Source organism: Vibrio sp. VB16 (assembly GCF_015594925.2).
Lineage (GTDB): Bacteria > Pseudomonadota > Gammaproteobacteria > Enterobacterales > Vibrionaceae > Vibrio.
Genome location: NZ_CP087591.1, coordinates 279,236 through 302,330, shown reverse-complemented (window position 1 = coordinate 302,330; position 23,095 = coordinate 279,236). Strand labels below are relative to the sequence as shown.

Below are 23,095 nucleotides of genomic sequence, written 5' to 3'. Positions count from 1 at the left end.
CCCTAGGAGATAGAAAAATGCAGTCTTGCTCTAAAGCGTTAATGGTTCAGGGAACCACCTCTGACGCGGGTAAAAGCGTTCTGGTTGCTGGACTTTGCCGAGTGTTGGCCAGAAAAGGGGTCAATGTAGCCCCATTTAAACCTCAAAATATGGCATTAAACAGTGCGGTTACCGCAGACGGCGGTGAGATAGGGCGTGCTCAAGCGGTTCAGGCTTATGCATGTCGCGTAGAACCCACAACCGATATGAACCCCGTACTGTTGAAGCCTAATTCCGATACCGGTGCGCAGATTATTGTGCATGGCAAGGTATTAACGGATATGGATGCAAAGGGCTATCATAACTTTAAGCCTAAGATGATGCCGTATGTTATGCAGTCGTTTGATCGGTTGCAAAGTGTGTTCCAAACCGTCGTTATTGAAGGGGCAGGTAGCCCTGCTGAAATCAACCTACGCGACCACGATATTGCCAATATGGGTTTTGCTGAAGAGGCCGATATTCCCGTTATTATTGTCGCAGATATTGACCGTGGTGGTGTATTTGCACACCTATATGGCACGTTGGCATTGCTAAGTGAGTCAGAACAAAACCGAGTGGTTGGTTTTGTTATCAATCGTTTTAGGGGGGATATTGCGCTTCTGGTGAATGGTTTGGAATGGCTGGAAGAAAAGACCGGGAAACCGGTTATTGGGGTATTGCCGTATCTTCATGGATTGATGTTAGAGGCTGAAGACGCGATTGATGTCAGCCAGTTAAATAATGATGAACCACAGTTAAAAGTGGTTGTGCCTGTCCTACGACGTATCAGTAACCATACCGATTTTGATCCATTGCGAATGCATCCTAATGTCGACCTTGTCTTTGTTGGCAAACATCAACCTTTGCCTGCGGCTGACTTGATTATTATTCCGGGCTCAAAGAGTGTCCGCAGTGATTTAGCCTATCTTCGAGAACAAGGTTGGGACAAACAGATTGAACGTCACCTCCGCTTCGGTGGGAAAGTGATGGGTGTTTGTGGTGGATACCAAATGCTAGGCGAAAAAATATCGGATCCGTTAGGGATTGAGGGCGAATGCGGAGACAGCAAGGGTTTAGGTTTTCTGCCATTGGAAACAGAGCTCAAAGAGACCAAACAACTCAAGCAGACCAAAGGAAGTTTGACCCTTCCGGGCCAAGAGAGCGTTGAGGTGTTTGGCTACGAAATCCACGCGGGAGAGACCAAGGGCGTGACCGAAGATGCACCGCTAACACTCGAGGATGGTAAAGATGGTGCGATGGGATTCGAAGACCAAGTGTTTGGCAGTTATCTGCACGGTATCTTTGAGTCACCTGATGCCTGTGGTGCCATTCTTCGATGGGCCGGATTAGAAGAAGCTAAAGGGTGTGATTTCGCTCAGATGAGAGAAGACGGTATCAACCGTGTTGCTGATGCGATTGAGCAACATCTTGACCTAAAAAAACTCTGGCCGGATCTGGATTTGTAGGAATAAATATCATGAATGTCATTAAAGAAAGTTGCCCCGCATTAGTTGTTGCAGCGCCGAGCTCTGGCAGCGGTAAAACCACTGTTGTTGCTGCCATAGCACGCCATTTCACCAACCAAGGAAAGAAGGTTAGGGTATTTAAAACCGGACCTGATTTTATTGATCCGAACTTCCTCTCGTTTGCCTCTCGTCAACCGGTGTACCAGTTGGATTTTTGGATGTGTGGTGAGGATCACTGTAAACAAATGGTGACGGAAGCCGCTAAAGATGCCGATTTAATTCTGATAGAAGGGGTTATGGGGATGTTTGACGGTCAATGTTCTAGCGCTGATATTGCCGCGACACTTGGTATCCCCGTGATGGCGGTTATTGATGCTGGTGCAATGGCTCAGACGTTTGGTGCCGTTGCATACGGTTTAGCTCATTTTCGTGACGATATTCAGATGTTCGGTGTTTTTGCAAATCGAGTTGGCTCTGCTGGTCATGCCGAAATGCTCAAAGAGTCGCTGCCAGATTCGTTAGAATTTTGTGGTTATTTGCCCAAGAATAGCGGACTTACATTACCAGAAAGGCATTTGGGTTTGGTTCAGGCGCAGGAATTGGAAGACCTTGATGAGCGATTAGACCTTGCGGCAGAATTGATCGCTCAGACTGGAAAAATACCACTGCCACCGGCTGGAGAGTTTACATCTACGGCCCCAATCCGAGTCGAACCGTGCCTAGAAGGGACGACTATCGCTATTGCGTATGATACGGCGTTCAGCTTCCTCTATCAGGCGAACCTCGATCTGCTAAAGGAATCTGGAGCCACGCTTACGTTCTTTTCTCCTATCAATGGCGAGTCTCTTCCTGTGTGTGATTCGCTTTATCTGCCGGGCGGTTATCCCGAGTTATATCTTGACGAATTATCATCAAACCTCGAACTGAAATCTCAGATTAGAGCCCACGTGGAGGCGGATAAGCCGATTGTGGCAGAGTGTGGTGGCATGCTTTATCTAAACCAGACGTTGGCGGGTATTGATGGGGAATCCGCATCAATGTGTGGTGTGCTGGATGCCGATTCGCAGATGCAATCGTCGTTGGCTGCCCTCGGTTTGGTTGAAGGTGAGTTAGCCAAAGAGCAGATGTTGCGGGGCCATACATTCCATTATTCTAAAACGGAATCGAAGGAACCACAGTTATGTATGCCTGTTTCACAGCGTGGTCGCAAACTTGACCCTGTTTGGAGACATAAAAAGGTTATCGCTTCTTATATCCATTGGTACTTTCCTTATAACCTTCCGTTGGTGGAAAAAATGTTTAAAGGTGAGTTGTTTGGAGATGAATATTGAGGTTTGTATTGATCCGCCATGGGCAAACAGAATGGAATTTGGAAAGAAGAATTCAAGGCTGCCGAAATAGCGATCTTACCAAAGACGCAATAAGCAAGCTTAAACAAATAGAACTCCCTAAGCTCCGTTATCCTGTTATGTACACCAGTGACTTAGGGAGGGCTTGCGAGTCAGCACGTATTATAGCGAATCTTATTGGTATTGAGTTTACGCAGGATTCTCGCTTGCGCGAGCGTAAATTTGGTGTGCTTGAAGGCAAAGTAGTCAACCAAGATCATCAACTACGCAAACAGTGGCAGGCCTATCACCAACGCTATATAGAAAAAATAGGCAATGAGTTCGGTTTCGAACCTGAAGCCGATTTTGAACAGCGTATTTGCTCCTTTCTGTCAGAGTTAGATAAGCATCCCTCTCAATCAGATATTGTCATTGTTTCTCATGGCGAATGGATACGAGCCTTTATTAATGTTGTAGAAGGGAGCCCCTCATGGCATAGCGGTCGCGGTATTGAGGCCAATGGGTTGCCTGTTATTATAGATGCGCTCGTCGAGATAAATTGATATTTATCAATGTTAACCCTAACGGCTGATTTGTATCCCCCACCTTACTATTTCTACCTTTAGCCCTTAGCCTAATTCTATACCCTACTCATAATAAGGTTATATGGGATAGAAAATGAATGGACCACAATAAGGCGAGTTGGGTAGAAGAACTGTTTCTCATTCTAGATATCGATGCCACTAAACAAGAGTGGCAGCGTAAGGTTGAAGAGACTCTACACTCATTGAAAAATGAAGTGCAGTTTATGGTGTCTACATTAAATAATAATGAAAATCAGCTTATTCAAGAGGCTCAGAAACGCGTAACAGGCTTTTATATCAATGGATCAAGAACCAATCTGACGATGGGTATAAGAGTGATCGCCAGTGAAATTCTGCTGCGTAATCAACAACCAGAACTCGCGCTCACGGTATTGCAACCGATAGAAATGGATGGAAGCAGCGAATATCTTATCAACTTTGGCCGGGCTCTGATGCAGATCGGCATTCTTGATCAAGCTAAGCAATGCTTTATGAATGCCTGCGAAAAGAACCCGGAATCACCGGAACCATTTTTTCATCTGGCGTTCTGCTCCAGTGTCAGCGGGGATACAAAAAGCGCAGCTGGTTTTTACAAGGAAAGCTTAGAAAAAGACCCGAAACATATAGGCAGTTTATTGAACCTTGCCTACCTCTACTACCAACTTGAACAGTTTGAACCTGCCATTGAATACGCTAGACAAGTTATCACAATAGATAAAAACAACCCAGGCGGTTATCTCACGATGTGTGCCTGTCTAAATGCAACCAAACGGTTTGTTGATAGCGCTAGCTATATTGAAAAAGCGCGCATGTTATGCGGTGACAACATTCTTGAGTTGGACGAACTTGAGTGCGTGATTTGTTATGAGCGTAAACAATATCAGAGAGCGGTTGATCTGGTTACTCGTTATCTGATGGCTTACCCGAAAGCCATTGACCTACGCTATATCCGTGGAAATTCAAATATACAGCTAGAAAACTGGAATGACGCTCTGGTCGATATGGATGAGCTGCTGTCTCTTGAACCATTTGATACACAAACCCTCGAATCGAAATTTATTGTTTTGTATCAGGCTAAGCGTTGGCAGGAAGCTGAGATCGCGTATATCAAGCTATTAGCAAACGCACCCCACCTGAGGGTTCAATACACAAACGAATATACAGAAATCAGAACGAACTTGGCCATTGTGATTGGGTAATCCATCGGTTTACCCTTACTTTAAGGAAGCAGTTAAATGAAAAAAGACGATAAAGCGGAGAACCCAAGCCGTCGTGATTTCCTCAAGATGGGGGGCGCAACCGCGGCGGTGGCGACCGTCGGCGTAGGAGCAGCGACAGGTTTTGTGTTAGGACGAGAGCCAGATCAAGATACAGGCTGGGGAAGAACGGCAGCAGGAAAAGACATGTTCTTTGACCGGGAACCGTTTCGGGTCGACATCGCGCCCACATTGATTAAAGTGGGTACACAACAACGCCCAGAAAGGGAAGACTTTTTGTTCAAACGCCTCGGCATGATCGGTGGTGCGATACAAGGTGGTTGGGATCCTGCTGGTGGGTGGCAAAGCTGCCCAGATGAGCGTGTTGTCAATTACTACCGTAAATTTCCTGCACGCTGGCCAGAGATCGTCGAAGCATTTAAACAGGGCGCTATCTCGGCAAAGATGCAACATAAATACATGGATCGCTTCGTCATTGCCCATGCTTATGATCATGCTAACAATGCCTCTATGTATGGCCAAAATGGGGTGGAGATCAACTGGCCTCTTCCTCCTCATGGTGACCCTTCGGTTGCTGACTTTAAGAGCATCTATGATGACCAATATGGTGACCCATCCGCAGGTCGTGTTGGTTTAAAAAGCTCGGGTTTGACGAGTGAAGAAGATAAGGTCAATGAAAACCGACCAATAATTAAAAAACGTGAATTTAAGACACCTGCTCATGCGAGTAAATTGATTAAAAAGGTGGCTCATCAAATGGGATGTAGCTTCGTTGGTATCACCGCCATTGATCCGGATTTCATCTTTAAAAATATCATGCGTGGTGTTGAAAATGATGGCGAAAACTGGGGCGACAAAATCCCGGATCATTGGAAGTCGGTCATCATTCTTGGCGTCCCAATGAGTTGGGATGGCATGTACGCGGCACCGGGTTACGGTACGTCTTATGAAGCCTATAGTGAAGTGCGTTTTGCCGCCGGTAAATTAGAGGTATTCTTAAATCGTCTAGGTTGGGCAGGGCGAGCCATGGTTCCGGGTGGGGACTATGAAATGACGTTGCCGCCGCTAGCCATAAAAGCCGGGCTTGGAGAGTCGGCTCGAAACGGTTGCTTGATAACGCCAGAAGTGGGGCCCAATATTCGTCTAGCATGTGTGGTCACGGACCTAGAATTTGAGCATGATAAGCCTATTGATATCGGTGTTCGAGACTTCTGTAATGAATGTAAAATCTGTGCGACATCTTGTCCAAGTGGGTCCATTAGTTTAGCGGACGAACCCGATACAATACAACGGGGCTACAAGATCTTCGAGTTCAACCAAGATAGCTGTTATCGCATGTGGTCGTCATTGCCTTCTAATGGTCAACAAGGGTGTCGGGTCTGTATTGCCGTCTGTCCGTATACGCGGCGTAATAACTGGATCCACACTTTGGTTAAAGAAGCGGATCCCCGAGACCCGACAGGATTAACACGAAAAGCATTATTAGCGATGCAGCACAACTTTTTTTATTATCCCGATGCAGAGTCTTATGCCGCACCACATAATGGAGGTCGATTAGCAAACTACCACCAACCTCCAGAATGGTTGCGTTCGGAAGAGTTCTTCAAAGGCATTGATAAAGACTGGGATTATGACGGTAACTGGGAGGGATTCTAATGTTTCCACAATCAACGATTTTAGATCCAATTTTTTGGATGGTACTTGGCGCCGTGCAGGTGTTTATCTATCAGTCAGCTAAGCTATGGGCGCAAGATTACGGCCTTAGTATGAATGGCTGGAAATGGACACTAGTCATGGGTTGGTGGTTTTCTCTTATCCTTACCATCGCAGGTGCCTTTACGCTGCTTGGTGAGAATGAAGGCGATGCTGGTTGGTATTTCCTTGGTTTCGTCGGGACGGCAATTATCATTGGGGGCGCGATTTTGCTGAAGATTCTCTTAGTTTTGAGTGAAAAAGCAAAACTGACAGCTTAACGTCATACTAAACCTTCCGCATGTAACTTGTGGAAGGTTTCCCTTTTTCCTTCCTCTCTATTCTAAAAATAGTTCAATAACCTGATTAAAATCAAGGTCATTACCAAAGGCAGAAATGTATCCTTCAAGGGTCTAAATAGACCTTTAGCCAACGTCTGAATTGGCTATCCTATAAACCCAGATAGATGAGCTAACCATAGATAGAAATCTAGTATGATTGAAAACATTTGCTTTGATAACGATAGCTACTTGATGGGTATTAGTGTTGGTAGCATAAAGAACCTTATTTTTCGTAGAGGTAAGGACGAGTTGGTGAAACCTCATCGAGTCGAGTTTTACGCGTTAATTTTGATAACAGAAGGCAATGGCTACCATTATATTGATAACAAACTCTTCCATTGTCGACCGGGTACGTTATTGGTGTTAAGCCCTCATCAGGTTCATTATTTTGATTCCCTTTTTCAGTGGGATGGGTATGTTGTCACTTTCCAGGATTCGGAAGTCTTTCCCGTTGATAATTTATCAGTAAACTTCGCGATTACGAAAGCGATCAGAAGTGTTGATAACATGAATGATGTGTTGGATTTGGTAGGGCGCGAGTTCAGTATGTTGTACGAAGAGTGTCAGGCCCGTCAAGACCTAGTGAGTGCCAGACTACAAAGAAACCTGCTACAAAGTATTCTTTATAAAATATTTTTTAGGCATAACTACTGTCAACAAGCGATGTGTTGCAGTAAAGAGTTTGGGTCGTTCCAAATATTCAGTGACTCGGTAGAGAAAGGTTTTAATCATCGACACAATGTAAGTGACTACACAGACGATGTGCGGATGTCGGTTAAACGGCTCAATTCAGTCTGTCAAAAGGTGAAAGGCGCGTCAGCTAAGCAGGTTATCGATGCTCGATTGGTACTTGAAGCAAAACGATTGATTGGTTACACCGCTACCCCTATCTCTGACATTGCATTTAGTCTTGGGTTTAATGAACCAACGAATTTAGCCAAATTTTTTAAAAAACACACGAATATCTCGCCAACGGAGTTCAGAAATTTGTCTAAGTTTTTCTCCGAGAACAATCACGCTTAATAGGGCTATTTTGTCGCATTACAAATGGCTGATACTCGTAATTCTCACGAATATCAGCCATTTCCCTACTCTCTATACGGTCGTTTATTTATCGATTAATGGGAGACGGGTTTTGTAAACCATGGCGATCGGGAATCCGTCACTTCAAATAGTTCATATTTTCTATTCAAGGTTTGTCCACCATCTCTTGTGATGGGCTGCCAATTAAAGCTCGCGCGATTACGACTAGGTTTCACTGTTAAGATATCAAGTGGAAACGAGATATAGAATCCTTTGGTAAAGCTACCTTCGCCATACTCGTCTGCAGTAAGATCCGAATAGCTTGCATATGCACCTGCTATCACACCAGAATCAAACTGCTTCGAAAAATCGGCTCGCACCCCTTTATCTTGCCCCAAAAACTGACCAAAACCGACTTTAAACTTGGTGTTACGCAGTAACTCCCATTTTGGCATGTAGTACAAGTTGACGAAACCAGTGGTGCCTTTTGAAAGGACATACGCCGCACAAGAAGTGGTGTAAACGCCACCTTCACAACCCGAATCAAATTCAAAATAATCGTCAGAGTAGACAGAGAACCAGCTGTTTGGGTCACGTTGGGATACAAGGTTAACATCAGCACTGATTGCCCAGTTAGAGTTTTGTTGACGATACAGAACCTCACCACCAACACCGGCAAACATAGACTCTAAGTAACCGCCGTAACCTTGAAAATAAATATTTTCGTTAAGTTGCTCAAACCAGGTTAACTGTAAGTCGTTCATTCTAAGTGGATTGTCGTGAACATAGTATCGAAACAGCGTTCTAACACGCGGAACTGCGAAGTTATCGATATGTGGGTCGTCTTCAATGTAGTTAAACTTATCGTAGTTATCAGCAAGATTTAAATAGAGAGAACTGCTCAGCTCCAAATTGTTAGTTAACCGGTAACTGGCACTACCTGTAACACCAAGCGAATAGAGGTAGAACCCTTCGGGGCCACCGAAACTTTGCGTTAATGTTGGTGCAATACCATAAGATAATGGTTCCTGGTAGGAAGCGAGTTGCGTTTCCGGTTTTTTAGGCGCACGGTTGTCCTTTCGCACCATTTCGCCGAACTGCTTTTCCTTAGAGCCTTCTGGCAGGAGAGCGTCGGTAAAACTCGCGTCGGTATATTCACTGTTGGCATAAGCGTCGAATTTATCGGCGTCATAATGCGTTGTTTTTAGGGTAAGGTCCCTGTTCTGTTCGACAAAGGTATACGTAGTAACCTCATCCGAGCGATTTTGAGACAAGATTAACGCAGTGCGTTCATGTGCCGTTTCAGGCGTTCTATATTTTTCTGGTTCACCTTGTACGGTGATATTTGTGCCAGAGGTAGAGATGCTGTTTTGCGCATAACCCGCGTTGTCATTTATCTGTCTAGCGACCTGTTGCCAATCTGGTTGTTCAGAATTTGCTCTCGGTTTATAAGCGGCTTTAGGCGTATCCCGCCAAGTAGAATGCATGTCATTGAAGTTGCTATGCAGGTTTACACCCACCGTTAGAGTGTCTCCGCGTTCGTAACTTACCCGAAAGTCGCCCCATCCTTGAAGTGCGTAAAGTACGCCAACGTTCCAAGGTGTATGTGGTGCTAAGTCTTTACCCCCTCTAGTAACTGGGTAGTCTTCACTGTAGTCGTTGCTATCGTATTCAAGCTTAAACCGAAGTGGCTGATAAGGGGTTTGGTATTCTACACCGCCGAAAATGGCAGTAGGGCCTTTAAACCAGCGTTCATAGTCGACAGAACCTCCATTATTTTTGTAAGTATCGTCTCTAGTGCAATAGGTGTCCGATGCTTTGCAGAATGGATTGGATATGTTGTCTCGCGTCCCTAGGTAACCCCAGCCGATGCCGAGGGTAAAGTCAAGATTGCCAAATCGTTTGGTTGCCGCGACAAACTCACCATCGAACAGCCCTGTACCGCCAAAGTCTCGGATGCCGATGGATGTTTCTGGTATCCAGTCGCTCTCTTTTAACAGGCGGGCTTTAAAATCCATACCCTTATCTGTGTATTCGTTGTCACCGCTATAGTCATAATTACTATTAAACAACATGTCTTGAACTTGGGTATAACGAATGGTTGTCTCAAGCCACGGCATTAACTGCAAAGAGACAAAGCCGTGGTAATAATCTTGGTTGAAGGTGCCTCCAAGATTGAATTCGCCTTCTGGTGCCACTCTTCCAGTTGGCATTTGCATTAAACCTACCCCACCAAAATCTGACTGTGAGGTGTGCAAAGTGGCATCATTAAATGTATCTGCGTAAGCAGCACTACAAAATACGGCGGCGCTTAAACATACCGATTTGCAAACAAAACGGAACGAAGAAGTTCTGATATTCATGGTCATTTGGCCTCTCCTTCAAATGCGTTTTCTTGGATAGGTTCCATATATCTAAGCAGCTCAGCGATCTGTTGGTTCAACAAGGCATACTCTTTAGGCAGTGAATCAAAGCCCGCTAAAATAATGGCTCCTGGAGCCAGGTAAGTTTTGTTATTTTGCCAAATGGGATTGGAAAATGAGATCACATAGCCATCGGGCTGAATGATAAAAACATGGGCAATATCGCTACCCGATGGTAACGAAACAGCGTCTAAATAGGCCAATGGATTAGCACTGTTTTGGTGTGTTACCGGAGTAATAGCTTGCAATGTACCTACCACGTAAACCTGTCTAGGCCGAGGCGGTGTAATTAGCGTATAAGTGCCTTTAAGCAATGGGTTCAATTGGCTTTCTAGCCGAATCTGGTCATTATCTAAAGGGATAAAATAGCGATGGTTGAAGTGGTTTTCATTAATAGCAGTGCGAATACTATCCGCTTTCGGAGCAAATTCTGGATGATATTTAGCGAGATACTCTAGCTTCTCTAAGATTTTAGATTTCTCTATCTTTATATCTTCATTCAGGTCGGGTTGGATCAACTGTGCACGCAACCAAAACGGGGTAGCGTACCGGTTTTTGGCCACAAGGTTATTGGTATCCGAAATAACCTGATGCAGCCGATAGGTTTGCGGATAGGATAGGTTGACAGAATACTCTGACAAATTGACGGTCAGCGTATTGGCAAAAGCAAAAAAGGTAAAAAAAGGTAAGCTTGCCAATAGATATTTAAATGGTTTTAGCATGGTTTATCCGGCATAAGGTTTAAGAATCGTCATATCGACGCTGGACATATCAGGACCGATGTATTGGATGGACTTTACGACCTCATGGGTGATGGCGTCTAACCAAAACTGGTTGGTAAACTCAACGTCTAAAGAGGGAATATAGACCTCCTCTCGATAATAATTGGTTTTTTTAGTCCACGCTGCGGATGTAAGGTCTTGTTGTGAAACAAAGTGCCAGTTTATCTTGGCAACAAAGTGATAACGATAGTCTGGTTGCCAGTCGTAAACTGCGTGCCATGTGTGTTGATTTGGTTTTTGACCATAAAGGGCGAGCGGGTCACCACTGTTTGTATCGGCTAAACCAGCTAAATTATCTTGTGGCAGCTTAAGGGTTTTGACGAGGCGGCCATTTTCGGTCACGAGCATGCCGTAGTCTGAACTTGTCCATTTTAGTTGGGTTTGGCCTTTATTATTGCTTGACGGTTCTACTAACGCTAAAACAACGAATATCTGGCTACCATCATCTATGGTTACGTTACTGCTTGCGTATGGTAGCCCGGCGATTTCTTGTTCGGATTTATTAGCATCGTCAAAACCGAACACTCCCTCATTAATGGTTGAGTTAACGTGTTGAAAATTTTGGGTACAGCCAGCGATAAATATCGTGGATAGTGCAACTGTCAGAACGGAAATCTTGAGGATTTTCATTGGTAACAACTTCTATATGATAACGAATGTACAATACCGTTCAGCTCAAACAGATTAATCAAAGAGGAACAGTGAAAACGGATCAGTAAAAAAAGCCATCAAGCAACTTGCCGATGGCTTTTAAGTTACTAACACAAACTTAGTTGGTACCAGTGGTGCCAGTGGTACCTGTGTTGTTGTCGTCATCAGCAACAACAGCAACAGTGGCAACCGCTGCGACCGCAATTGCTGTAAGCCCTACGGCGGAAAGGCCACCCACAGCCGCCGCGCTAGCAGCAACCGTTGAACCAGCGGCAACGCCAGTACCAGCAGCAGCACCAGTACCAGCAGCAGCACCAGAACCAGCAGCAGCACCAGAACCAGCAGCAGTACCAGAACTAGCAGCAGTACCAGTACCAGCGGCACTGCTACTACCAGTACTAGCGGCACTGGTAACCTCACCCGCAGCCATGGCTGAGCTAGCGAATAAAGCAAGAACCAGAGCAGTTAAACTCTTTGTCATAGTAATTTCCTTTTAAAACATCGATGTTTCACTAACCTTTATTAGTCAGCTCCGCACAATATATCAAATAAACTCAAAAACGATAAGCGCTAATTAATTGGATTAACAGAATGCCAAATTTTTGATATTTATATCAATTGTCTTAGATTAAGTACTTGGTACTAAATACGAAATTCTCTTTGCTAATTAATACATAGTTATGGATAATGCACCGAAATTGGCTGCCTATAAATAACCTGTCTTTGCGCTGTATAGTTTTGCGCTTACACTAAGGGGCGGTAGCGTACCTAATTAATGAAAGAGCAGCTCAGACTAATGTTGGTTAACTTGGTATGTCGGTGAGAATTTTGAGTAACAATGATTTTGAATAACGATAATGTTGATATCGTAGCAAGTTGGCTGAGAAAGTCGGTGCTTTTTTCTATATTGCTGGTATCACCCATATTAGAGGCTTCCCCTTGGCTAGAAGCCCAAGACCCATTCCTACGATCTTCTATTGTCCTCTTATCCGACTCTGGTCAAATCGCCTCTCCTACTGGTTATTACCCGCTGCGTTGGGCATTGTTTGGTGATGATCTCGCAAACGGTTCGGCGTCTGAATCTTACGCTGTTAGTGTTGCGGCAAGTGAGCTGCAATATAGTTTAGACTCAGCACGATTGAATCGTGGCAATCGTTCTGCCAAATTTATTGCAGCTACTGAACAACCCATTAACTCTGGTTTTGGTCAATTTAATAAAGATGAGTGGGGCAGCTATGTGAGTTATGAACACCTAGATAATGATTATGCCTTTCGCATAACGTCTGGGTATTCTAAATACAATGATGAAAATGATATTCGTTGGGATGACTCTTATCTTTCGCTTAATGCCGGAGCGTGGCTTTTTTCGATTGGGAATATTGATCGTTGGTGGGGTCAAGGGTGGCAACATAATTTAATCTTAGGCTCTTACAATAAAGCAACACCTGACATTAGTGCCAGCTATATAAATCAGAATGAGTGGCTCGGTGTTTGGAGCGTTGAGAGCTTTTTAGCAAAGCCAGATGATGCCATATTCGATTTTCATAGCGCCACAAAAGTGGCCGCCAAACCGTTTGAAAAGTTGGCCGTTGGTGTCACTTATCAAGCCTGGTTTGATGACGCGAATTTTGACCAAGGGGATGAGCAACTCGCGTTGGATTCAAAGTTAACTTTACCTGAAATACCCCTGCTTGGGTCAAACCTTCTTTATCACAATGTTTACGCTGAAGTGGCTTCAACAGCCAAGGTATCGCAGGTTGGTGCCTGGTTAATAGGTTGGACCGGGAGTTTTAGTGTAGGGTTACATACGGTTCGGGTTGTATTAGAGTCTCAACAAAGTACCGACCATCATTCATCAACACCGTGGCAACAACCTGATACGAGTAGGATGATGAAGGCATATCCAGGCGGTTACAAAGAGGCGTCGACCAATACGTACCCAATGGATGAAAGTGTTTCAGCGGCATTTTATCTTCAATTACACAATAACCATAATGTCGGGTTTAGCTATCAGAAGTCAGAATACAACCAGAAGGATCGTTTTTTTACACAAGTTAATTATCGGCTGCCTGCATTCGCTGGAATGGTGCATGCCGGTTTAAGTTATTCTCAGCTAAAAGCCGAGGCATCATCAAAAGAGAATCAGACAACGTTTTGGACGGGTTATGAATTCAGATTCTAATTGGTTAAAAACGCCGTATTTTTATTGTAAAATAACTCTTTTATTTATTATCAAAAACTCACGCAGAACTTAACATGTCTATAAAAAACACCGTCATTGCTGTCATTGCCAGCGCCGTTAGTTTTAGCGTCTTGGCATTTACACCGACACCTGCTCAAATTAAACAGTTTCAAAACCTGCCTAAAGCACAACAAGAACAACTCGCTCGTCAGTATGGCGTGGATGTCAGTGCGCTAACCGGTGAGGCGACTCAAGCGGTAACCCAACAGGTGCAAGAAAACCCACCCATAAGGGCAACGTCTTTGGCCGCTCCCGTTGAACAAGCATCGACTCTAGCATCGAAAAAAAGCATAAACAATAATGGCCTTCGTCCCTTTGGTTACGATGTATTTTCTGGCCAACCAATGGCGTTTACGGTGGTGGATAACATGCCGGTTCCCCTCGACTACATTATGGCGCCGGGCGATGAAATTACGGTACGGCTTTACGGAAAAACCAGCCAAGAGCTCAACTTAACTATTGATCGTGAGGGGTTTATCCATTTTCCGTCGTTTGGTCCATTATCGATAGCAGGGCAAACTTTTGCGCAATCACGAGAATATATTTCTGATCTCGTTAAACAGAAAAGGATTGGGGTTGAAGTGGTTGTCTCTATGGGGGCAATGCGCACCATGCAGGTATTCTTGGTGGGTGACATTACCCAACCTGGGGCATATAACGTTAATGGCTTAACCTCGTTAACTCAGGCATTGATTGCCAGTGGCGGTGTGAAAGAGACTGGTACATTGCGTAATATTCAATTGAAACGTAAAGGGAAAACAATCGCAACACTGGATTTGTATGACCTACTGCTAAAAGGCGATGCGTCGAATGATGTTAGATTGCTCGCGGGCGACACGCTTTTCGTACCTAGTAAAATGTCGGATGTGTCATTACGTGGTGAAATTAAACGCCCCGCTATTTATGAACTTAAGGGAAAAACCACTTTGGGGCAGTTGCTTTCGATTGGTGGTGGCGCAACACCTAGGGCCTATTTGTCTAAAGTGAGCATAAAGCGGATATCCTCAAATGGTACCGAACAGATTACAGCGGACCTCGCGACTAGATCGGGGCGTAACCTACTAGTAAAAGATGGCGATGAGGTAGTGATTTCTCCTTCTTCCAGCGCACTGAAAAACGCGGTGGCTATCCGAGGGGAAGTGGTAAGACAAGGTGCCTTACGGTTTGTTCCGGGAATGAAAATTAGCGATGTTATTACATCGGCAGAAAACGATTTAAAGCAAAATGCGGATCTAGATTATGCCCTTGTGGTTAGAGAGATAAACGCAGACAGAGAGATTAAGGTCTTACAGTTTGATCTGGGTAATGCGTTAGCCGACCCAAAATCTATCGATAATATTCAGCTGAAAGAAAGAGACCAAATATTCATTTTTGATAATGGTTTGGCGTTGGATTATTGGTTTGGAAGTAATCAGAATAAAAAAGTAACTAGTAATGAAAAACTGGTCGATAAATCGACTGAGTTTATCGATGCTTCAACCGGCGCTGTCGTAAAAACTGACTCGTTAAATGAATTAAACGTTCAAGGTAATGATAGCCTGACTCGGGCTGATAACATAAAGCAAACCAGCCGTGAAGTGCTACTAAACCCAATAATAGAGCGTTTGAAAGCACAATCAGCGCTTCATCATCCCGCTAATATTATTGAGGTGACTGGTGCCGTTAAATTCCCCGGTACGTATCCATTACCGGAAGGGAAATCTTTAAATCAAGTCATTAAAGCTGCGGGTGGGTTGGGTGATGACGCTTATCTCACTGAAGCGGAAATAACCCGTAAGAAAAAAACAACAGAGAGCTATCAAGTCTCTCATGCTTCATTTGCATTGAACGCCGTGTTAAATGGAGAAGAGGCGATGACGCTTCAGCCTTTAGATCATCTGGTTATCAAAAAGCAGCCTGATTGGCAACAAGGGATGACCATTGACCTGCAAGGTGAAGTGAAGTTTCCGGGCACATACACGTTCCAACGTGGTGATAGGCTTGAGGATGTTGTGAGTCGTGCTGGCGGTTTTACTCGATTTGCTTATGCGAAAGGTGCCGTATTTAGCCGGGTGGGTTTGAAAAGGCAAGAGCAAGAGCGATTGGCGCTATTAAACTTGCAGCTGAAGCAAGAGATTGGTGGTTTAGCGCTACGTCGACAGAGTTCGTCGGCCACCTACACCACATCACCGACCGATGCGCTTGCCATAGCGGATGAGCTTGCAAAAACAGAAGCGGTAGGGCGGTTGGTCATTAATCTAGAGCAGGCGATGGCAGGTGATGAAGCGGCGAATGTTATGCTTGAAAAAGGCGATAAGTTGTATGTACCGGCCACTAACCCAACCATCGCGGTGATGGGAGAGGTTCAGTTTGCCTCTAACCATACCTATAAACCGGGCGTTACGGTTGAAGATTACCTCTTATCCGCCGGTGGGACGAAAAAGCAAGCAGACACAGACAGGGTCTATATTGTGAGAGCGGATGGGTCTGTTATGGTGCCCAACAACTCGTTTTGGTTTAGTCGGAAACAGAAACCGTTGGCCCCGGGGGATACGATTATCGTCCCTATTGATACGGACTACTTAGATGGGTTAAGTACGTTAACCTCGGCCACACAAGTGCTATACCAAATTGGTGTTGCATGGAGCGCGGTGAAAGACTAGCCAACGTCACTAGAGTGAAACGCTATCGAGAGAGAGCGTTTCACATTATGAGTATTCTTTAATACCACTGAATAAAGTTTCTTTATGAATAAACCAACGTTACAAGAACCAAACCAAGCGCATTACCCTTTTCCCGCGCAAAATTATTCTGCGGACTCGTCGGACGAAATCGATTTACGAGAATTGTTTTTGGCGCTTTGGAAAGGCAAACTAACCATAATTTTCTTCACTCTGGTTTTCTCTGTGGCTGGCGTGCTTTATGCGCTTTCGCAACCCAATACCTATAAAGCGGACGTGATACTGGCCTCTTCTGGCGATAGTGGCCAAAGTGGCATGGCGGCAATGGCATCACAATTTGGTGGCCTGGCTTCTTTAGCGGGTATTAATTTAGGCGGGGGCAGTACCGATAATAAAGCGATGTCGCTTGCAGTGCTGAATTCACGATTATTCTTGAATGCGTTTATTAAAAAACATGATTTACTCGTCCCGTTAATGGCCAGTACAGAATGGAATGCCAGCACTGGTGTTTTGGTGATTGACCCAGAGCTATACGACGAAGCCACACAACAGTGGGTCCGTGAGGTTCCCGCAGGTAAATCTATTGTGCCGACCGATTGGGAGGCATTTAAAATGTTTAAGAAAGAAGTACTCAGCAGTGCTGAAACAAAAGATAGTGGGTTAGTGACCTTATCGGTTACGCATTTTTCCCCTATTATTGCCCAGCAGTGGGCAACCTGGTTGGTTGAAGATCTTAACAGTTGGATGAAAGAAAAATCGCTTTCGGAAACAAAACGAAACATAGGTTATTTACAGCAGCAGATTGAAAAAACGGTAGTGTCGGATATGCAATCGGTATTTTACCAGTTGATTGAAGAGCAAACCAAAAATCTGATGCTGGCCGAGGTAGAAGTTGAGTTTTCTTTTAAAACCATAGACCCCGCCGTTATCCCAGAAGAAAAAGCAGGACCAAAACGCGCACTAATCTGTGTTCTAGCAACCTTATTAGGTGGGATGTTAGGTGTAGGAGTTGTGTTGGTTAGGTTTGCGTTTAGGAAAGAGTATTGAGGACACTTTATTTCTTGTTCCTTTTTTAAGACCTATTGGGGCTCTTTCTTAAAAACAAGCTATATCTAGGTTTTATAAGGGTTAGTGGAAGTTAAACTGTCTCAAAATGAACAAAAAGTGTCTCAGGTTATCAAAAGGCCTGAGATGCCATAAAGAATAAATTCAAAATAATAGTGCCTTCATCTGGCCCTCAATTCTTTTTTTTGAGTTCATTTTTGTCTTCTTCATCGAGCTTATTGCTTTCTTCTGAGTACCCATGTCTGTCTTCAGATCGCATTCGTTTTGCCTGTTTTGAACACTCTTCGATGTGGTCATTAAAACGGCGTAGCTGAGTAAAAAGAATGGAAATGTACTTCATTATAAGCCTGATCATCTTATTGATAATTCGCATTATAGTGGATGAATGTGGAAAGAGTATGTTTTAAATGTGAGTTTTTTGCGAGCGTATTTTCAATATAGCCACATGTAAGTGAGCCGATTACAAATTTATATAAGAAAAAAACAATGAAAATCCTCGTTATTGGTGGTGCTGGCTTTATCGGCTCAGCTGTTATTCGTCACACAATCAATAATACATCTGACAGTGCTGTTATTGTTGATAGCTAAGTCATACCTAGGGTTATAAGGGGAGGGGATAAATTCACAGTCTCAAAAAATGAATAATACGTGTTTTGGGTTATTGAAAGGCCTAGGATTCAAAATGTATGGTAATGATGAAATGTGGCTCTAATTTATTATTACTTACCGAAATAAAAAATAATTAATTAGTGAGTAAGGTTATGCGAGTTAAGATTATTGCGGAAATAGGCGTCAATCATTCAGGCGATGTGACCCTAGCAAAACAGATGATCGATGAAGCTAAATTGGCAGGGGCTGATGCTGTCAAATTTCAAACTTTTACTGCTGAAAAGTTGGTGAGTGATTTAACACCAAAAGTAAAGTATCAGGAATCAACAACCTTAGAAAGTGAAAGTCACTATGAAATGATAAAATCACTTGAGTTTGCATATGAAGATCATTTGCCGGTTCTAGAATACTGTCGAGAGAATGGAGTTGAGTTTATATCGACGCCTTATGATGTTGAAAGTGCCGAATTTTTAGTATCAATTGGGGTGAAAACATTCAAAACAGCATCTGCCGATATCGTAGATTTAAGTTTGCAAACGTTCATCGCTCAAAATGCGAACAATGCGATTGTGTCAACAGGTATGGCGACTTTAGGTGAGATAGAAAAAGTTGTTGCCATTTACCGAAAATACAATTGTCCGCTAACGTTACTTCATTGTGTATCAAACTACCCGTGTGCATATGAAAGCTTGAATTTAAAATCGATGAAGACTTTAAGGTCGGCATTTCAATGTAATGTTGGGTACTCAGATCATGCTATTGGTCCGATACCTGCGGTTGCCGCGGTTGCGATGGGAGCGACAATAATCGAAAAGCACTTTACATTAGATAAAAATATGATTGGCCCGGATCATCAAGCTTCAAGTGAACCTGAAGAATTTAAAGAGTTAGTCGATGCTATTAGAACAACGGAAATTTTATTAGGTACTCCTTTTAAAAGGATTCAATCTGAAGAAACTCAAATGAGAAATGTTTCTCGCAAGAGTTTATTTTTTAGAGAGAATGTAGTGAAAGGGGAGATACTAAAAGCTGAACATTTCACGTTAAAGAGGCCTGGGGATGGTCTATTTGAATCAGAATTAGAAAATATTATAGGCTGCAAAGCTACTATCAGTATTTCCGCGGGTAAGAAATTGTCATATGGGGACTTTTGTAGTGCGTAAGCGTTGTATCATTATTGGTTGCGGTTCACATTGTTATTCAGTAATTTCAATTATAGAGAGTTTAAGTGAATATGAAATATTGGGCATAGTCGACATGGCTGCTGATTTTGATCCGAACGAAATAAAAAGTAACTACAAAGTCATTAGTACGCTTGATAAAGTATTAGCAGACAAAGAATTGTTTGCCGACTGTCATTTTGCGATTGCTATCGGTGATAATCAAGATCGTGCAGTAGTATACGCTCAATTGCGGGAACAAGGTCGCTTGATTCCTAACTTTGTATCGAGTCATGCGCTTGTTGATCATACAGTTGTATTAGGCGACGCAAACATTATCGCCCACCACACAATTATCGGCCCACAAGTAAAGATTGGAACAAACAACCTAATCAATACAAGGGTATTGGTTGAGCACAATTCTCGTGTGGGGAATCACAGTCATTTAGGACCTAATACAATAATGTGTGGGAGTAGCAAAATTGAAAATTTGTGTTTAGTAGGTGCAAACTCGACGCTTATACCTAAAACAACGTTAGCATCTTTCTGCACACTTGGTGCTGGTAGTGTGTTGATTAAAAACTGTGAAAGTGAAGGTGTTACTCTTGTCGGTATTCCGGCTAAGGTCAAGTGAGATGATATATTTATCGACAGGTGGTTTTTCTAAGAAAAGTTTTATAGAAGTATCGAGACTGTTAGATTGCAATGTTATAAAAGGTTTAGAACTTTCTTCAGGTAAGCATACTCCAAACCTTCAAGTTGACTTGGATGAAGTCAGGAAAAATTACAAAGTTGCTCTACATAATTATTTCCCAGTCCCCAAAGAAGCCTTTGTATTTAACCTTGCTAGTTTAGACCCTGAAATTAGTGAGAAAAGTTTAGAACATGCAAAATATGCGATTGAATTGAGTGCTAAAGTAGGAAGTTCTCATTATAGTTTTCATGCTGGATACCTGATCGATCCTCAAGTTAATGAATTAGGAAGGCAGATTAAAGAGAGAAAACTAAACGCCAGAAACGTCGGATTAAAACAGTTTATAAACAATGTTAATGAACTGGCCGAATTTGCCAAGCAATACGATGTGGGGTTGATGATCGAAAATAATGTTCTCTCGCTTAAAAACTCCCAAGCTTTTCATTCAAATCCATTACTAATGGTGGATGAGGCGGATACGGAAGAAATTTTTAGTCAGATAAAAGGTAATGTAGGCCTTTTAGTCGATTTTGCTCATTTGAAAGTCTCTGCTAACTCTTTGAAATTTAGCGCTGAAAATTACTTAAAAAAGTTTCACAGTATAACTAAAGGCTACCACTTAAGTGACAATGATGGGAAGGAAGATACCAATAATTCATTCGATCTGTCTGCATGGTTTTTAGATGGCATGAGAAAAGATCTCGACTATTACTCTATTGAGGTCTATGACGGGAATATATCAAAGTTACATCAACAATACGAATTTATAGAAAGCTTTTTGAGGGAATAGACAATGATAGATCTAAAAGAAATTTGTATTGATGCACAAAAAACAATATACGAGGCACTAAAGCAGATTGATACCAACGCACAAGGCATATTATTCGTCGTTAAAGATGAAATTTTACAGGGTATAGTAACGGACGGTGATATACGTCGTGCACTTATTGCTAAAGTATCTCTAGATAGTTCTATTATAAACGTGACTTACAATGACTATATTGCGTTACATTATGAATCACCACAAGAACTAATACAAAATACATTAAGTGAGCGAATAAAAGCTATTCCCCTGATAGACAATGATAGAAAGATTGTTGATTATGCATCAAGTAATCGCTTACATCGAGTTTCCGTATTAGAACCACTACTAGGTGGGAATGAATTAGAATATGTTACAGACTGTATTAAAACAAATTGGATATCATCACAAGGTCGGTACGTGCAGCAGTTTGAGGAAGCAATTGAGGAATATACAGGAGCAGCGTATGTTTTAGCTGTCAGTAATGGAACTGTTGCACTTCATTTGGCTCTAGTTGCACTAGGAATTGAACCTGGTGATGAAGTTATCGTGCCAGATTTAACATTTGGAGCAACATTGAATGCAGTTGTGTTATCCGGCGCGAAGCCTGTTATTGTCGATATAGATGAAAAGGATTGGAATATATCGGTCGAACTAATAGAAGCGAATATTACGCCAAATACTAAGGCTATATTACCAGTACATATCTATGGTGTACCCTGTAATATGCCTAAAATCATGGAGCTTGCTAAACGAAACAATTTACGAGTAATTGAGGATTGTGCAGAAGCATTGGGCTCGACAATATCCGAAAAGCATGTTGGAACTTATGGGGATGTAGGTTGTTTTTCATTTTTCGGGAATAAAGTTATCACCTGTGGTGAAGGTGGAGCTGTGTTATTTAAAGATAAAGATACCTATAATAAAGCTCGAGTTTTGAGAGACCATGGCATGAAACCTGGTAAAAGGTATTGGCATGAAGTTGTTGGTTTTAATTACAGACTTACCAACATGCAGGCGGCCGTAGGTTGCGCTCAACTCGAACAACTGCCAACCTTTCGAATCAAACGTAAAGAAATATTTTCGTGGTATGAAAAATATTTAATGGCATCTGGTTACTTTGAAAAACAGCAATTTGACGAGGATTACGATAATAGTTTTTGGTTATTTACGGTAAAATTAAAATCGCATAGTTTGATTAATCGTGATGACCTAATTAAAAAACTGGCGAAAATTGGTATTGATACGAGACCAGTTTTCTATCCTATGTCGGATATGCCCCCATTTAGGAACTATAAAAAAGATTTAAATGGAACGAGTACTAATATTTCATTAAACGCAATTAGTCTCCCTACTTCAGTCTATTTGAATGAAGTTGACATTAAAGCTATATCAATAGCCACGTTAAAATTGATTGACTCATACATTAAACTAAAGGAAGTTGAGAAAAGTGCTTAAGGAAAGTAAGGTTACAGCTGTAATTCCTGCTCGTTCTGGCAGCAAGAGGCTACCTAAAAAAAATATATTACCACTTGCCGGTAAACCGATGATTGCTTGGACTATTGAAGCTGCTTTAGGTTCCGGACTGATTGATGAAGTCATCGTTAGTACGAATTCTGAAGAAGTTAAGGCAATATCATTAAAATATGGAGCGAAAGTACCTTTTTTGCGACCTAAGACTCTTTCAAGTGATACTGCATCTACTGACGATGTTCTTCTACATGCTATCCAAGAATTACAACTTGATTCTACTGATATTATAGTATTATTACAGCCTACTTCGCCTCTGCGGAGTGAGATAGATATTGATGCAAGTCTTTCATTGCTCCAAGATCAAAGTTTATGTGGAGTGGTTACGGTTTGTGAGTGTGAACATAGCCCGCTTTGGTCCAATTGTTTGCCAACAAATCATAGAATGGGAAACTTTATTGAGAAAGAGCATGCATTATCACGAAGTCAGGATCTAGCTACTTATTATCGATTAAATGGGGCTGTATATGGTTACAAAGTAGCATATCTCGAGGAACATAAGTCTAGGTACTATTCAGATAAGATAGTAGCGAGCATAATGAGCAAAGAGAGTTCGATAGACGTCGATACAAAAATGGATTTTGAATTTGCTGAGTTTCTATTGCAGCGCTCAAGTTGATGGGGATCTTTGATTAAGCCGATATGAAAGGGTTGTTATAAATCCCACACGATGTCCTCCGGTCTTTGTAAAGTATATTACTTACATTTATCAGAGGGTTAGATCACTACTGGAAAGGCTTAAAATTACAAAAATTGTGTAGCCTATACAGTAAAATGTAGCTGAGTATTTGAAGTGATTTTGTGATTT

At 42.6% G+C, this 23,095-nt stretch carries 20 protein-coding genes; 15 read left to right on the top strand and 5 right to left on the bottom strand.

The window, feature by feature from the left end:
* Positions 1–17 precede the first annotated feature (17 nt).
* From IUZ65_RS17930 to IUZ65_RS17900, 7 genes are all read left to right on the top strand, one after another.
* The gene (locus IUZ65_RS17930; RefSeq protein ID WP_195705403.1) at positions 18–1,484 is read left to right on the top strand and encodes a cobyric acid synthase; all 1,467 of its coding nucleotides are present in this window, start codon (positions 18–20) and stop codon (positions 1,482–1,484) included.
* Between the two features lie 11 nt (positions 1,485–1,495).
* A complete protein-coding gene (locus tag IUZ65_RS17925) occupies positions 1,496–2,815 on the top strand; it encodes a cobyrinate a,c-diamide synthase (RefSeq protein WP_195705402.1) in 1,320 nt (439 codons plus the stop codon).
* Positions 2,812–3,375 (top strand): histidine phosphatase family protein, encoded by a 564-nt coding sequence (locus IUZ65_RS17920; RefSeq protein WP_195705401.1) that lies wholly within the window; start codon positions 2,812–2,814, stop codon positions 3,373–3,375. The genes IUZ65_RS17925 and IUZ65_RS17920 overlap by 4 nt, the downstream gene beginning before the upstream one ends.
* 119 nt (positions 3,376–3,494) lie before the next feature.
* Positions 3,495–4,595 carry a tetratricopeptide repeat protein gene (locus tag IUZ65_RS17915; RefSeq protein ID WP_195705400.1) on the top strand — a complete coding sequence of 367 codons (1,101 nt, stop codon included), beginning with the start codon at positions 3,495–3,497 and terminating at the stop codon, positions 4,593–4,595.
* A 36-nt stretch (positions 4,596–4,631) separates the two neighbouring features.
* A complete protein-coding gene (locus IUZ65_RS17910) occupies positions 4,632–6,269 on the top strand; it encodes a 4Fe-4S dicluster domain-containing protein (protein WP_195705399.1) in 1,638 nt (545 codons plus the stop codon).
* Complete coding sequence (locus IUZ65_RS17905; protein ID WP_195705398.1) at positions 6,269–6,586, top strand: hypothetical protein; 318 nt, start codon at positions 6,269–6,271, stop codon at positions 6,584–6,586. The genes IUZ65_RS17910 and IUZ65_RS17905 overlap by 1 nt, the downstream gene beginning before the upstream one ends.
* A gap of 213 nt (positions 6,587–6,799) precedes the next feature.
* The gene (locus tag IUZ65_RS17900; RefSeq protein WP_195705397.1) at positions 6,800–7,669 is read left to right on the top strand and encodes an AraC family transcriptional regulator; all 870 of its coding nucleotides are present in this window, start codon (positions 6,800–6,802) and stop codon (positions 7,667–7,669) included.
* A 95-nt stretch (positions 7,670–7,764) separates the two neighbouring features.
* Here the strand turns inward: IUZ65_RS17900 and IUZ65_RS17895 are convergent, their stop codons facing one another.
* The 4 genes from IUZ65_RS17895 to IUZ65_RS17880 form a co-directional block, all read right to left on the bottom strand.
* Positions 7,765–10,038 (bottom strand): YjbH domain-containing protein, encoded by a 2,274-nt coding sequence (locus IUZ65_RS17895; protein WP_195705396.1) that lies wholly within the window; start codon positions 10,036–10,038, stop codon positions 7,765–7,767.
* Positions 10,035–10,814 carry a capsule biosynthesis GfcC D2 domain-containing protein gene (locus tag IUZ65_RS17890; protein ID WP_195705395.1) on the bottom strand — a complete coding sequence of 260 codons (780 nt, stop codon included), beginning with the start codon at positions 10,812–10,814 and terminating at the stop codon, positions 10,035–10,037. Before IUZ65_RS17890 ends, IUZ65_RS17895 begins: the two co-directional genes overlap by 4 nt.
* 3 nt (positions 10,815–10,817) lie before the next feature.
* The gene (locus IUZ65_RS17885) at positions 10,818–11,504 is read right to left on the bottom strand and encodes a YjbF family lipoprotein (protein ID WP_195705394.1); all 687 of its coding nucleotides are present in this window, start codon (positions 11,502–11,504) and stop codon (positions 10,818–10,820) included.
* Between the two features lie 139 nt (positions 11,505–11,643).
* Positions 11,644–12,006: a hypothetical protein gene (locus IUZ65_RS17880; RefSeq protein WP_195705393.1), complete on the bottom strand. Its 363-nt coding sequence runs from the start codon at positions 12,004–12,006 to the stop codon at positions 11,644–11,646.
* 357 nt (positions 12,007–12,363) lie between these two features.
* On the opposite strand from IUZ65_RS17880, the gene IUZ65_RS17875 reads away from it, so the two are divergent.
* The 3 genes from IUZ65_RS17875 (at position 12,364) to IUZ65_RS17865 (ending at position 17,474) form a co-directional block, all read left to right on the top strand.
* The gene (locus IUZ65_RS17875) at positions 12,364–13,707 is read left to right on the top strand and encodes a capsule assembly Wzi family protein (RefSeq protein WP_195705392.1); all 1,344 of its coding nucleotides are present in this window, start codon (positions 12,364–12,366) and stop codon (positions 13,705–13,707) included.
* Between the two features lie 74 nt (positions 13,708–13,781).
* The gene (locus tag IUZ65_RS17870; protein ID WP_195705391.1) at positions 13,782–16,409 is read left to right on the top strand and encodes an SLBB domain-containing protein; all 2,628 of its coding nucleotides are present in this window, start codon (positions 13,782–13,784) and stop codon (positions 16,407–16,409) included.
* 84 nt (positions 16,410–16,493) lie between these two features.
* Positions 16,494–17,474, top strand: coding sequence for a Wzz/FepE/Etk N-terminal domain-containing protein (locus IUZ65_RS17865; RefSeq protein WP_195705390.1), 981 nt, complete (start codon positions 16,494–16,496; stop codon positions 17,472–17,474).
* A gap of 190 nt (positions 17,475–17,664) precedes the next feature.
* Here IUZ65_RS17865 and IUZ65_RS17860 read toward each other — a convergent pair whose 3' ends face one another.
* Positions 17,665–17,832 (bottom strand): hypothetical protein, encoded by a 168-nt coding sequence (locus IUZ65_RS17860; protein ID WP_195705389.1) that lies wholly within the window; start codon positions 17,830–17,832, stop codon positions 17,665–17,667.
* A 421-nt stretch (positions 17,833–18,253) separates the two neighbouring features.
* Between IUZ65_RS17860 and IUZ65_RS17850 the strand changes: the two genes are divergently transcribed.
* The 5 genes from IUZ65_RS17850 to IUZ65_RS17830 are packed head-to-tail and all read left to right on the top strand — an operon-like array spanning position 18,254 to position 22,906.
* Positions 18,254–19,264 (top strand): N-acetylneuraminate synthase family protein, encoded by a 1,011-nt coding sequence (locus IUZ65_RS17850; protein ID WP_195705388.1) that lies wholly within the window; start codon positions 18,254–18,256, stop codon positions 19,262–19,264.
* Complete coding sequence (locus tag IUZ65_RS17845) at positions 19,257–19,895, top strand: acetyltransferase (protein WP_195705387.1); 639 nt, start codon at positions 19,257–19,259, stop codon at positions 19,893–19,895. Before IUZ65_RS17850 ends, IUZ65_RS17845 begins: the two co-directional genes overlap by 8 nt.
* Position 19,896: 1 nt before the next feature.
* Positions 19,897–20,745, top strand: coding sequence for a sugar phosphate isomerase/epimerase family protein (locus tag IUZ65_RS17840; protein ID WP_195705386.1), 849 nt, complete (start codon positions 19,897–19,899; stop codon positions 20,743–20,745).
* 3 nt (positions 20,746–20,748) lie between these two features.
* Positions 20,749–22,215, top strand: coding sequence for an aminotransferase class I/II-fold pyridoxal phosphate-dependent enzyme (locus tag IUZ65_RS17835; RefSeq protein ID WP_195705385.1), 1,467 nt, complete (start codon positions 20,749–20,751; stop codon positions 22,213–22,215).
* Complete coding sequence (locus IUZ65_RS17830) at positions 22,208–22,906, top strand: acylneuraminate cytidylyltransferase family protein (RefSeq protein WP_195705384.1); 699 nt, start codon at positions 22,208–22,210, stop codon at positions 22,904–22,906. Before IUZ65_RS17835 ends, IUZ65_RS17830 begins: the two co-directional genes overlap by 8 nt.
* Positions 22,907–23,095: the final 189 nt, after the last annotated feature.

Excerpts from the sequence above, each read along its gene's own strand:
- IUZ65_RS17930 (WP_195705403.1), top strand. The coding sequence starts at position 18 with ATGCAGTCTTGCTCTAAAGCGTTAATGGTTCAGGGAACCACCTCTGAC.
- IUZ65_RS17925 (WP_195705402.1), top strand. The coding sequence starts at position 1,496 with ATGAATGTCATTAAAGAAAGTTGCCCCGCATTAGTTGTTGCAGCGCCG.
- IUZ65_RS17915 (WP_195705400.1), top strand. The coding sequence starts at position 3,495 with ATGGACCACAATAAGGCGAGTTGGGTAGAAGAACTGTTTCTCATTCTA.
- IUZ65_RS17910 (WP_195705399.1), top strand. The coding sequence starts at position 4,632 with ATGAAAAAAGACGATAAAGCGGAGAACCCAAGCCGTCGTGATTTCCTC.
- IUZ65_RS17905 (WP_195705398.1), top strand. The coding sequence starts at position 6,269 with ATGTTTCCACAATCAACGATTTTAGATCCAATTTTTTGGATGGTACTT.
- IUZ65_RS17900 (WP_195705397.1), top strand. The coding sequence starts at position 6,800 with ATGATTGAAAACATTTGCTTTGATAACGATAGCTACTTGATGGGTATT.
- IUZ65_RS17895 (WP_195705396.1), bottom strand. The coding sequence starts at position 10,038 with ATGACCATGAATATCAGAACTTCTTCGTTCCGTTTTGTTTGCAAATCG.
- IUZ65_RS17890 (WP_195705395.1), bottom strand. The coding sequence starts at position 10,814 with ATGCTAAAACCATTTAAATATCTATTGGCAAGCTTACCTTTTTTTACC.
- IUZ65_RS17885 (WP_195705394.1), bottom strand. The coding sequence starts at position 11,504 with ATGAAAATCCTCAAGATTTCCGTTCTGACAGTTGCACTATCCACGATA.
- IUZ65_RS17880 (WP_195705393.1), bottom strand. The coding sequence starts at position 12,006 with ATGACAAAGAGTTTAACTGCTCTGGTTCTTGCTTTATTCGCTAGCTCA.
- IUZ65_RS17875 (WP_195705392.1), top strand. The coding sequence starts at position 12,364 with ATGATTTTGAATAACGATAATGTTGATATCGTAGCAAGTTGGCTGAGA.
- IUZ65_RS17870 (WP_195705391.1), top strand. The coding sequence starts at position 13,782 with ATGTCTATAAAAAACACCGTCATTGCTGTCATTGCCAGCGCCGTTAGT.
- IUZ65_RS17865 (WP_195705390.1), top strand. The coding sequence starts at position 16,494 with ATGAATAAACCAACGTTACAAGAACCAAACCAAGCGCATTACCCTTTT.
- IUZ65_RS17860 (WP_195705389.1), bottom strand. The coding sequence starts at position 17,832 with ATGAAGTACATTTCCATTCTTTTTACTCAGCTACGCCGTTTTAATGAC.
- IUZ65_RS17850 (WP_195705388.1), top strand. The coding sequence starts at position 18,254 with ATGCGAGTTAAGATTATTGCGGAAATAGGCGTCAATCATTCAGGCGAT.
- IUZ65_RS17840 (WP_195705386.1), top strand. The coding sequence starts at position 19,897 with ATGATATATTTATCGACAGGTGGTTTTTCTAAGAAAAGTTTTATAGAA.
- IUZ65_RS17835 (WP_195705385.1), top strand. The coding sequence starts at position 20,749 with ATGATAGATCTAAAAGAAATTTGTATTGATGCACAAAAAACAATATAC.